Annotated in this window: 11 protein-coding genes and 4 tRNA genes; all 15 read left to right on the top strand. The window is 40.0% G+C overall.

The window, feature by feature from the left end:
- Positions 1-47 precede the first annotated feature (47 nt).
- The 15 genes from OCV43_RS11880 to OCV43_RS11810 all read left to right on the top strand — a co-directional run bounded on the left by OCV43_RS11880 (position 48) and on the right by OCV43_RS11810 (position 11,093).
- Positions 48-121 (top strand) — tRNA-Asp (locus tag OCV43_RS11880).
- 4 nt (positions 122-125) lie between these two features.
- Positions 126-198 (top strand) — tRNA-Val (locus tag OCV43_RS11875).
- Between the two features lie 3 nt (positions 199-201).
- Positions 202-285 (top strand) — tRNA-Leu (locus OCV43_RS11870).
- Between the two features lie 31 nt (positions 286-316).
- Positions 317-390 (top strand) — tRNA-Arg (locus OCV43_RS11865).
- 75 nt (positions 391-465) lie between these two features.
- Positions 466-1,407: an NAD(+) diphosphatase gene (gene nudC / locus OCV43_RS11860; protein ID WP_227710562.1), complete on the top strand. Its 942-nt coding sequence runs from the start codon at positions 466-468 to the stop codon at positions 1,405-1,407.
- A 79-nt stretch (positions 1,408-1,486) separates the two neighbouring features.
- Entirely contained in the window at positions 1,487-2,095 is a 609-nt protein-coding gene (locus OCV43_RS11855) for a hypothetical protein (protein ID WP_022243482.1), read from the top strand.
- 126 nt (positions 2,096-2,221) lie between these two features.
- The gene (locus OCV43_RS11850; protein WP_022243481.1) at positions 2,222-2,665 is read left to right on the top strand and encodes a DUF1700 domain-containing protein; all 444 of its coding nucleotides are present in this window, start codon (positions 2,222-2,224) and stop codon (positions 2,663-2,665) included.
- A 54-nt stretch (positions 2,666-2,719) separates the two neighbouring features.
- Positions 2,720-5,089, top strand: a complete 2,370-nt coding sequence (locus OCV43_RS11845) for a cyclic nucleotide-binding domain-containing protein (RefSeq protein ID WP_117841677.1) — start codon at positions 2,720-2,722, stop codon at positions 5,087-5,089.
- A 274-nt stretch (positions 5,090-5,363) separates the two neighbouring features.
- A complete protein-coding gene (locus tag OCV43_RS11840) occupies positions 5,364-5,540 on the top strand; it encodes a hypothetical protein (protein WP_022243479.1) in 177 nt (58 codons plus the stop codon).
- Between the two features lie 114 nt (positions 5,541-5,654).
- Positions 5,655-5,945: a rhodanese-like domain-containing protein gene (locus tag OCV43_RS11835; protein ID WP_022243478.1), complete on the top strand. Its 291-nt coding sequence runs from the start codon at positions 5,655-5,657 to the stop codon at positions 5,943-5,945.
- A gap of 63 nt (positions 5,946-6,008) precedes the next feature.
- Positions 6,009-7,166, top strand: a complete 1,158-nt coding sequence (locus tag OCV43_RS11830; protein WP_227710561.1) for a THUMP domain-containing class I SAM-dependent RNA methyltransferase — start codon at positions 6,009-6,011, stop codon at positions 7,164-7,166.
- Positions 7,163-8,878: a lectin like domain-containing protein gene (locus tag OCV43_RS11825; RefSeq protein ID WP_227710560.1), complete on the top strand. Its 1,716-nt coding sequence runs from the start codon at positions 7,163-7,165 to the stop codon at positions 8,876-8,878. The genes OCV43_RS11830 and OCV43_RS11825 overlap by 4 nt, the downstream gene beginning before the upstream one ends.
- Before the next feature lie 11 nt (positions 8,879-8,889).
- On the top strand, positions 8,890-9,969 hold the full coding sequence (locus OCV43_RS11820; protein WP_227710559.1) for an N-acetylmuramoyl-L-alanine amidase family protein: 1,080 nt from the start codon (positions 8,890-8,892) through the stop codon (positions 9,967-9,969).
- Position 9,970: 1 nt separating this feature from the next.
- The gene (locus OCV43_RS11815) at positions 9,971-10,570 is read left to right on the top strand and encodes an XTP/dITP diphosphatase (RefSeq protein WP_117698513.1); all 600 of its coding nucleotides are present in this window, start codon (positions 9,971-9,973) and stop codon (positions 10,568-10,570) included.
- A 13-nt stretch (positions 10,571-10,583) separates the two neighbouring features.
- Entirely contained in the window at positions 10,584-11,093 is a 510-nt protein-coding gene (locus OCV43_RS11810) for a metallophosphoesterase family protein (RefSeq protein WP_022243473.1), read from the top strand.
- Positions 11,094-11,177 lie beyond the last annotated feature (84 nt).

Genomic DNA, 11,177 nt, shown 5'->3' with positions numbered 1-11,177 from the left:
TCCTGGGTTCGAGTCCCCGAAGGTCCACTTTTATTTTAAATTTATTTGGCCCAATGGCTCAGTTGGTTAGAGCGCCGCCCTGTCACGGCGGAGGTCGCGGGTTCGAGTCCCGCTTGGGTCGTTTTGGGATCTTAGCTCAGCTGGGAGAGCATCTGCCTTACAAGCAGAGGGTCACAGGTTCGAGCCCTGTAGGTCCCATATGCCCGCGTGGCGGAACTGGCAGACGCGCAGGACTTAAAATCCTGTTGTGGTGACACAGTACCGGTTCGATTCCGGTCGCGGGCATTCATACCGATGGTATGTAATAATTTAATATGTGCGTGTAGCTCAGCTGGATAGAGCACTTGGCTACGGACCAAGGTGTCGGGAGTTCGAATCTTCTCACGCACGTGGAAAAAGGACTTTGAATCTTTGTTTAGCAGAGATTTGGGGTCTTTTTATTATATAAAAAAGGGTGGCACAGGTATGATACAGGATATTGCACCAATGAAATTTCACAATGAATATCAACAGAGAGAATGCCGGAATACGGATATCGTATTTTTATTTTCGGGAAATAAACTCCTGGTAAAAAAAGATTCCAAAATCAGTTTCTTCTATATGAAAGAGTTTACAAAAGAACTTACAAAAGAGACAGAACAAGAGGCTGACGGATTCGGTAACAAAAGATTGCAATATCTGTTTTCTATTGATGATGTACAGTATTATCTGCTGAAAGTATGGTCAAAGGAAGAAGCAGAAAAAGAGGTAGAAAAGCAGCTTGATGAGCAGGTCGATAGGCAGAGCAAAAAGCAGAACGATAATATTGAAAATATGGAATGGGTAACGATTCGCAGTCTGCGGGAAACAGTTTCAAAGAAAGATTGTTTTGCGGCGGCAACGGCATATCATTTGTATGTGTGGTATCGGGATAACCGTTATTGTGGCAGATGCGGAAAGGAATTGCAGCCGGATACGAAGGAGCGGATGATGCGTTGTGTATGCTGTGGAAATATGGTTTATCCGAAAATTGCTCCGGCAGTAATTGTGGGAGTAATATACGATAATAAAATATTGATGACAAAATATTCAGACAGGGAATATAAGAAATACGCATTGATTGCAGGTTTTACAGAAATTGGCGAAACTGCGGAAGAGACAGTTCGCAGGGAAGTCATGGAAGAAGTAGGATTGAAAGTAAAGGATATTGTATACTATAAGAGTCAGCCATGGGGCTTTGATTCCAATCTTCTGATGGGATTTTATGCCAGAGTGGAAGGAACAGATGCCATTACTTTAGATAAGAACGAACTTTCTCTGGCGGAATGGGTACCAAGAGAACAGGTTGCAGGCATGGATGATAAAATCAGCCTTACCAGGGAAATGATGGAGAATTTCTATAAAAATGGCGAAAAATGTTTGCAATAACTACATTTTCTTGACAGTTTTGCATAAAAAATATATGATATAGAAGTGAAAAATCTTTTCAGAGAGGACTGATTTATTAATGAAGAATGAGAGTAAAAAGGCGAATGCAAAGCTTACATCAGTTCTTGCAGCAGTGCTTATTATAGTAGTAGCTATTGTAGCGGTAATTGCTGTAAAGACAAAGGATAGTGGAAGTCTTGGAACTTATTCATGTGAAATTATGTCAGGCGATAATTCATCGACTGTTTTTGAAATTACATTTAATGAAAAGAATAATACTTATAAAGAGAATATCAGTGTGGGAGACAAGGCAGTAGAGCTGGCATCAGGAACATTTGTCATGGACGGAAATAAGCTTACACTGACCTCCGATGGTGGCGATGTACAGAATCTTGTAAAACAGGGAAAATACCTGATTGCAAAAGATTATTTATATGAAGGTGAAATACCGGATGGAGATACCTTTGATGCTACCTGTACATTTAAGAATAGTAATAATGTGGTATATTCCATTACCTTTAAAGCGGATGGAACTTATGTACAGGATGATAATGGTGATGTATCGGAAGGAACTTATACGCGTGACGGAGACTGGATTAAACGTGAGAGCAGTTCTGGCACAAGCGTAGGAATTGATTATTTGATTTATAGCGGAAGAATAACTAATTCCTACTATATAAAAAAATAAAACAAAAAAGTAATGGAATAGATGAATTGCAATAGAAGCAATACAATAAAAGTAGTGTGATGGCTGTAACAGGAAGCAAAACATAAGAAGTGCAGAGAGTAGAGAAAGAAGAGTCGAGGGAAATAAATGTCAAGAGAGGAATTCCTAACAGAATTAAGAAAGGCTTTGCAGGGAAGGGTAAGCCAGCAGACGGTGAATGATAATCTCCGCTATTATGAAGAATATATTCTTACAGAATCTCATAAAGGAAAGACGGAGGCTGAAGTAATTGCAGAATTAGGAAATCCAAGACTTCTTGCAAAAAGCATAATCGATGCAGAAAATGCAACGGCAGAGAAAACTACAGCAGAACCACAAAAGGGAATGGATGGGCAGGAAACAGCTTCCGGAGAGTATTCTTTTAAGAAGATTAAAATTCGAATCTGGCTTATATTAGCGACAGTATTTCTGTTTGTAATTTTGCTTATAATTCTGCTTGCACAGGTAGTTGCATTTTTACTTCCGGTTCTGCTTCCGGTAGCAATCATTTTCTTTTTATTTATAGCAATGGGTATGAACAAAAGATTTTAATAAGCAAGTATAATAAAGTAATTTTAATATAGAAATAACAGAGGAAGTTGTGTTATGGCAATGATTAAGGTCCCGGCAGGGAAATGCTTTATCAAGCATGGAACAGCGGTAAATGCACTGTATATGGTAATTCATGGAACAGTGAGACAGGTGTCTAAGCTGGAAGAAGTGCAGATTGGAAGCGGTAATATAATAGGTCTGATGGATTGTGCAGAAGAAGAATATATAGCAGATTATGTGGCAGCGGATGATGTAACACTTTATCCGTTTCATTATCATGCTCCGGAGGACTTTGGTAAGATATTTATCAGTCAGCCGAAATATGCAGCAGCATTTTTATCTGTGGCAATTCGTGAGGCAGACCATATGCTTGGACGAAACCAGAGATTTCAAAACAGTACAGAAAAATATTATAGCTTTGCACTGGCAATGTATCAGAAATATCAGGAGTTATGTAGAAAATATTGCATTCAGGAGAAAAGTTTCCGGAGAATAGAGAGCCTGCAGCCTTATGTAAGAACCAATATGGCACCGAAATGGGAAGCGGATTATTTCCATGAACTGGCAGAACTTGGGAATAGTGGAACTATGGATTTCTTTCAGCAGAAAGAGGATTTGCTGACGGGACAGATTATGCAGGCAGCAAGAGCTATGTGCAAAGCGGTAAGAGAGATTGACCATGCAAAAGAATATTTACAGGAGCATGTAAATCTGTATCTGGATACCAATCGAATGGATTTATTACAGCTTTATTTTGACATGGCAGCCCGTGCAGCAGCAAGTGGAGCTGACATCGAGGAAATACGACAGGCAATAGAGCCATTGTTACAGTTTATCAAGGACAACCGTCTGGGAGATGCAGGAGAACGGGACAAACGAATTACGGAATATCAGACTTATGATTTTAGCAATATAAAGATAAAGGCAGATGCAATATATAACTTTGCAGGAGAACTGATTGGTGAAGTACCAAAGCCGCAGGCAGAGGATAAGCTGGTTCAGGGAACAGAAGATTTACTGGAACAGGAATATGCGGAAACCGATGGAGAAGAGGAAGAAGAAACAGAGGACTGTCTGGTACATATCTTAGAATATGCTGGAGTGGCAGCAGAGGATGTACATAAAATTCGAAGCAAAATGCATGAATATGATGCAATTCCGGATAATTTTGATAATGATGAGAAAACGAGAAAACTTCGGAAAGAGTTGACAGCATTATTCTATGCTACTTATAAAAATGTATTTAAGCATGCCATGAAAGATGCGGATGACCTAGACCCGGTTATTCAGATGTTTTTGAATTTTGGATTTATGGATGTGGGAATGGTAGGAGAAGATACCGCTAATGAACTTTATGATTTGACAGATAAACTGTTCAAGTGTAAAAGCGACCATGTCTATACCATGTTTGAGTGGCTAAAGAGCATCTATGAAGGAAAGAATGAACCAAGCCGGAATGAATTTGACCTGGATTATAATGGATATCTGGCAGAGCAGAAGCGGATGGGTAAGCTGGATGCAGCAGGAATGGAGCGGTTGAAAACAGACTGCTGGGAAAAGACCAAATATGAGATGAATAATATGTTTGTGTCAACGAACCGGGCAACTTATGGAAAAGTAAGTACCTTCTGTCCGATTCTGAGCAAGCATGACATGGTGCAGGAAGCAGAGAAGATGCTGGTGACTGCAGAGCGGATTGAGGAGGCAATCAAAAAAGTCCGTGAAGTTGATTATTCGTTGTTCTACCGTGAAGTGATTTTTTCAGATCCGATGCATGGTGTAAATGCTGAACCGGTGCAAAAAGAAGTATTTCCAGATGTTATTCTGATGCCGAATGTGGGAATGAAAGCAATGATGTGGCAGGAGACTGCCGGAGTAAAACGTGATACATCCGCCCGATTTGTTTTCCCGGTTATGACTATCTACAGCCTGCAGGATATGATGATAGAGACCTGCGGAAGATTCCGTTGGGAAATGTGCCGTAAGATACAGGGAATGCGTTGGAATGATATTACAGAGAAATCCCTAACTTCAGAATATTGTGATTATATCCAGTACTATCGGAAAAACCGTGATTTATCCACAGAGGCAAAGGAGAAGATTAAGAATACACTCTGGAAGTCAAAGAATAACTATCGTGAAGTATTTATTTCTGATTATATCGGATGGATTAAATACGAGGCAGGCGGCAGTTTCCGCCTGAACCGTGTAGCAAGGGATATTCTGTTCCGTTATTGTCCGTTTGCCAAGAAATACAGGGATGCATTAGAGGCAAACCCGATGTATCAGGATATGATCAGCCGGTTTAAAATATTCCAGGAACGTAAACTGCGTCATATCGATGGATTCCGTACCAGATATGAGAAGAACGGCGGCGAGATGAATATGGAACTGCAGGAAAATATGAATTTCTATAATATGTAAAGAACAATAACTACGAGAAATACGTTTTGCGAGCTACTCGCGTAAATAAGAAAGCCACATGAATCTTAGGATTCCTGTGGCTTTCTTGAGGGGAGTATAAATAATTAATAAGGGGTATAACTGTATAAAAAACAATTCTTATACGAAAAAAATTATAATATAAAAGTTTTTAAAATGCAATGCAAATGAGAATAATAATAAGAAATTAAGAAATAATATCACTGTATCAGAGAATCAAAAGAAAAAGTATCTGATAAAAAAAGGAGGCGATATTATGGCAAAAAATGCAGATAATGCAAAAAACAAAACAAGCAATGTAAACCGCACAATGAATGCTGATAATGACTTTGAAAATGCGGATAACAAAACCGGCAACAAAGCAGGCAATAGGACCAGCAACAGAAGTGATAACAAGGCGGATAACAAGACATCCAACAAATGCAATTACTAGGTCAATCTTATTGAAAAACTGCATATATTAAAATAAGAAACAGATTACAAGGAACACTTTGTAATCTGTTTTTTCATAGCAGAAAAAGTCAGGATATTTTGGGGGAGATGGCATATGAGATTTGCAGCTATCAGTGTAGCGGAATTATGGAAACTAAAAGATGATCCACAGATATATATTGTTGATTTGAGAAGCAGGGAGGATTTTCAGGTATTTCATTTGAGAAATGCCCACTGTTATCCTTATGATGAGATAGAACACTGGGAGCATAAGCTGCCGAAAAATCGTAAGATACTGCTGTGTTGTGAGTATGGAAATACAAGTATGTATGCAGCAAAAAGACTGACGCGGCAGGGATATCAGATATATACTCTGATTGGAGGCCTAAATGCACTAAATGGATAGAAAAGAACATTGACAGTGTCATTTAGAACAGATAAGATAGTAGTGATAATGGAGAAAGAACATATGAAAACATACGAATTAACAGTGCCATGTCATTTTGGCTTAGAATCAGTTTTGAAAAAAGAAATATATGATCTGGGATATGAAATCTCAGAGGTGGAAGATGGAAGAGTGACTTTCATTGGTGATGCAGAGGCAATCTGCCGTGCAAATATTTTTCTGCGTACAACGGAGCGTGTGCTGCTTCGGGTAGGAAAATTTAAAGCGGAGACATTTGATGAATTATTTGAAGGAATCAAAGCGCTTCCATGGGAAGAGTATATTCCTGAAAATGGTAAATTCTGGGTCACCAAGGCTTCTTCCATAAAGAGTAAATTATTCAGTCCGTCAGACATCCAGTCTATTGTTAAGAAGGCAATGGTAGAACGGCTGAAACAGAAATATCATACCAATTGGTTTGAAGAAAGTGGTGCATCCTATCCGGTACGAATTTTCCTGTTGAAGGACGAGGTAATGGTAGCATTAGATACCTCCGGAGAATCTTTACATAAGAGAGGCTACCGGACTCTGACCAGTAAGGCACCAATCACAGAGACCCTTGCAGCAGCATTGATAATGCTGACACCATGGAATAAGGACAGAATTTTAGTAGATCCATTCTGCGGAAGTGGAACATTTCCGATTGAAGCAGCAATGATTGCAGCCAATATAGCACCGGGCATGAACCGTAGTTTCTTAGCAGAGCAGTGGACAAACCTGATACCGCGTCAGCTCTGGTATGATACGGTAAATGAAGCCCAGGAAATGTTGGATACCGATATTAAGGTGGATATCCAGGGATATGATATTGATGAAGAAATTGTGCGTGCCGCAAGAGATAATGCAAAGCGTGCCGGTGTGGATGGCTTGATTCATTTCCAGCAGAGACCGGTAAGCCAGTTGAACCATCCGAAAAAATACGGATTTATCATATCCAATCCGCCATATGGTGAGCGGCTGGAAGAAAAGGCGGCATTGCCGGAATTATACCGGACAATTGGTGAGGCATACAGAAGGCTGGATTCATGGTCTATGTACCTGATTACCAGCTATGAGAATGCACCAAAGGATATCGGAAGAAAACCGGATAAGAACCGCAAGATTTATAATGGAATGTTAAAGACATATTTCTATCAGTTCATGGGACCGAAGCCACCAAAACGGAAAGGGACAAAAGAGTGAGGGAAAAAGTACGTTATTCTAAGAGATATGTAGTATTCACGTTACTTTTAGTTCTTGCATTGATACTGAAATTTGCCAATTTTAAGGGTGTAACCGAAGAAATCGGACAGTTCCGTGGTGCAGATTTGCAGAGCAGCGACTGGAACCCTCTGATTGCAAAAAGCATCAATGAGAAGAATCTTACGGTAGCGATTGATAATAAAGTATATACCAACAAGCACAATGGAATCTATATGGATGAAAATCTGAATCTGATGGTACCATTGGACTTGATTCGGGACAGTTATAACTGCAGCGTGCATCTTTACGATGACACGGCTCTTTTGATAGAAAAATATTCAGACAGCTTGTGGATGAGCTTAGATGACCAGGAAGTACAGATAAATGATGAGAAGGAGAAATTTTCTTCTACATTGACACGGATTGATGACCGTTATTATGTGCCGGCAGAAGTCATTGCTTCGAAGCTTGGTTATTCTTATGCCTGGGATGTTAATAAAAATGAAGCAGTGGTGGTGAATACTTCTTCTGAGACAAGCATTCTGCCATCTCATTATGACTTGCGGGAGAGAGGAAGAGCACCGCAGGTGAAGAACCAGGGAAATAAGGGAACCTGCTGGGCTGCATCTTCTCTGGCAGCACTGGAATCCATGCTGCTTCCGGAAGAAAATGATATATTTTCCACCGATAACATGAGCCTTGGAAACAGTTTTGGATTAGGACAGAATGATGGTGGAGAGTATACTATGAGTCTGGCATATCTGACTGCATGGCAGGGACCTGTATTGGAAAAGGACGACCCATATGACGGTGAGCTGACAAAGAATTTAGCTCCGGTCAAACATGTGCAGGAAGCGCAGATTATTGAAAGCAAGGATTTGGAGAAGATTAAAGAGGCAGTTTTTAAATATGGTGCAGTCGAGACTTCTATTTACAGTACACTGCAGAATGTCAATAGCCGTTCCGAATATTTTAATCAGGAGACCAATTCTTATTGCTATGTTGGTTCAGAAAAGCCGAATCATGATGTGGCGATTATTGGTTGGGATGACAGTTATGCAAAAGAGAATTTCCCGGGAGATTTAGAGGGAGACGGTGCATTTATCTGCCAGAACAGCTGGGGAAAAGATTTTGGAGACAATGGGGTATTCTATGTCTCTTATTATGATACCAATGTAGGAATTCACAATCTGGTTTATACCGGAGTAGAAGATACCGATAATTATGATACGATTTATCAGTCCGATTTATGTGGCTGGGTCGGTCAGCTGGGATACAACCGTGATACCATTTACGGAGCAAATGTATATATAGCGGAAAACAATGAGAATTTAGAGGCAGCAGGCTTCTATGCAACCGGAAAAAATACGGAATATGAAGTATATGTAGTAAAGGACTATGATGGAAGGGAAAGTCTGTCCAAACGGCAGAAAGTAGCTTCCGGAAAGTTTGATAATGCAGGTTTCTATACCGTTACTTTTGATAAGAAAATTGCAGTGAACAAGGGAGAAAAATTTGCCGTTGTACTGATGATAAAGACTCCGGATTCCGTGCATCCAATGGCAATTGAATATAAGGCAGATGAATCAACCAGAAACGTAGATCTTTCCGATGGAGAGGGATATATCAGTACCAACGGCAAGAACTGGGAAAATGTAGAAGAAACCCAGTCTGCAAATCTTTGTATAAAAGCATATGCAAAAGAAAGGTAAGTCAGAGCGGGATGGAAGAGAAAGTTATTAAAGCAGCTACCGTGATTATTACTGCCATAAGCATTATTGTGGCAGGAACGCTGCTGTTTTTTCCACAACTTCATATCCGGGCAGAGGAAAACAGGGAACTTCGGGCACAGGAAGCCATCGAGCGCAAGGAAAATATGGATGCGCTGGAAATGCTGCAGTATAATACGGCAAATGTAGACAGCCAGGAGGGCATCAGCTTTGACCAGCAGCTTCGTATTGCGTTACCGGAAAATGTGACACCGGAAGATGTCAGCGTAGAAAATGACTATCTGACCCAGACCATTATCATTAAAATTCCGGGAGCAGATGAGAATTATCTTTATAACTATCCCATGATAGGAAAGAGCTATCATATAGATAATCTGACTTATGAAAGTGAGTCGGAATATGGTGTAATTGAGATCTCTTTAGATAGTGTGGTGGAATTACAAAAGACATCTGACGAGCATTATATTTATATGGATTTTTTGACACCACATGAAGTCTATGATAAAGTTGTGGTAATAGATGCAGGACATGGTGGAAATGCACCGGGAGCTACAAAGCAGGGCATTAATGAGAAAGATATTGACCTTGCTATAGTGCTTAAAGTAAAGGAATTATTTGATGAAGCAGGAGATGAGAGCGTCGGAGTCTACTATACGAGAACGGATGACAGCAATCCAAGTCTTGAACAGCGTGTAGATATGGCAAACAAAGCCGGGGCAGACCTCTTTATCAGCGTACATAATAATTCTACCAAGAGCGGAAGAATGTCCAGTATCAACGGAACAGCAGTCATGTATGATGAAGAGAAGGCATCTGAGGAAAATGGAAGTATGCAGTTAGCCCAGATTTGCTTAGAAGAAATGACAGCGGCGTTAGGAAGTACCAGTAAGGGAATTGTAAAAGGACACGAGATTTATATTATACGAACAGCAGAGATGCCGGTAGCATTGATAGAAGTAGGCTTTATGACAAATCAGGATGAACTGAACCGGTTGAATGATGAAGCATATCAGAAAGAGGCAGCACAGGCAATTTATAATGCAATTTACCGGGCATTCCAGGAGGGATATTAAGATGAATAAAATAATATTTGCAACAGGAAACAAGGACAAGATGAAAGAAATCCGCATGATTTTATCGGATCTTGATGTAGAGATTCTTTCTATGAAAGAAGCCGGAATCAGCGTGGATATTGAAGAAAATGGAACTACTTTTGAAGAAAATGCACTGATTAAGGCAAATGCTGTGGCAGCATATACAGATGCTATTGTTTTAGCTGATGATTCTGGTCTGGAAATTGATTATCTGAATAAGGAACCGGGTGTATATTCCGCCCGTTATATGGGAGAAGATACCTCTTATACCATAAAAAACCAGAATCTTTTGGATCGTCTGAATGGAGTACCAAAGGAACAGCGGACCGCACGCTTTGTATGTGCAATTGCGGCTGTATTACCGGATAAAGAAACACTGGTAACCCGTGAGACAATTGAGGGATATATTGGATTTGAGCCTCAGGGTGAAAATGGATTTGGCTATGATCCAATCTTTTATGTGGATGAATATAACTGCTCCACAGCAAGCTTGCCACCGGATAAGAAGAATGAAATGAGCCATCGTGGAAAAGCATTACGCGCAATGAAAGAAGCACTCATGGGAAAAGGTTTATCATAAAGGAAGATAAAAGATGAGAGTATTGATAGTAAGTGATACCCATAAGAAACATGAAAATCTGATAACGATTATGGAAAAAGAAAGACCTTTTGACCGTATGATTCATCTGGGAGATGCAGAAGGTTATGAGGACTATATTGCGGAACTGGCAGGATGTCCACTGGACATTGTGGCAGGAAATAATGACTTTTTCTCTGAACTTCCGAAAGAAAAGGAAATTGAAATCGGAGGATTAAAAGCATTGATTACCCATGGACACTACTATTATGTTTCTGCCGGTCTGGAGGATATCAAGAAAGAGGCAAGGGGAAGAGGCATGGATATTGTGATGTTCGGACACACCCACAGACCGCTTATAGAAAAGGATCATGGTGTAGTGGCATTGAATCCGGGCAGCACATCATATCCTCGTCAGGATGGTCATCTGCCGTCTTATATTGTGATGGAAATAGACGCAAATGGTACTCCGGACTATCAGCTCAAATATCTTTCTGAAGAAGAAAAAACCAAAAAACCTTTATAAATTGGGGCAAGATTCGGAGTTGTAAAAATTTTTTGAAAAAATTTGAAAATAAATGTTGACAATTGGTATATGCTATAATATAAT

Origin of the sequence: Roseburia amylophila, assembly GCF_025567465.1 — a bacterium.
Lineage (GTDB): Bacteria > Bacillota > Clostridia > Lachnospirales > Lachnospiraceae > Roseburia_C > Roseburia_C amylophila.
The sequence above is the reverse complement of the archived record's forward strand: the minus strand, read 5'-3'. Positions and strand labels throughout refer to the sequence as shown.

Bases quoted from the DNA above. Each gene is read 5' to 3' on its own strand.
- OCV43_RS11810 (WP_022243473.1), top strand. From the start codon at position 10,584: ATGAGAGTATTGATAGTAAGTGATACCCATAAGAAACATGAAAATCTG.
- OCV43_RS11830 (WP_227710561.1), top strand. From the start codon at position 6,009: ATGAAAACATACGAATTAACAGTGCCATGTCATTTTGGCTTAGAATCA.
- OCV43_RS11845 (WP_117841677.1), top strand. From the start codon at position 2,720: ATGGCAATGATTAAGGTCCCGGCAGGGAAATGCTTTATCAAGCATGGA.
- OCV43_RS11835 (WP_022243478.1), top strand. From the start codon at position 5,655: ATGAGATTTGCAGCTATCAGTGTAGCGGAATTATGGAAACTAAAAGAT.
- nudC (WP_227710562.1), top strand. From the start codon at position 466: ATGATACAGGATATTGCACCAATGAAATTTCACAATGAATATCAACAG.
- OCV43_RS11855 (WP_022243482.1), top strand. From the start codon at position 1,487: ATGAAGAATGAGAGTAAAAAGGCGAATGCAAAGCTTACATCAGTTCTT.
- OCV43_RS11840 (WP_022243479.1), top strand. From the start codon at position 5,364: ATGGCAAAAAATGCAGATAATGCAAAAAACAAAACAAGCAATGTAAAC.
- OCV43_RS11815 (WP_117698513.1), top strand. From the start codon at position 9,971: ATGAATAAAATAATATTTGCAACAGGAAACAAGGACAAGATGAAAGAA.
- OCV43_RS11820 (WP_227710559.1), top strand. From the start codon at position 8,890: ATGGAAGAGAAAGTTATTAAAGCAGCTACCGTGATTATTACTGCCATA.
- OCV43_RS11850 (WP_022243481.1), top strand. From the start codon at position 2,222: ATGTCAAGAGAGGAATTCCTAACAGAATTAAGAAAGGCTTTGCAGGGA.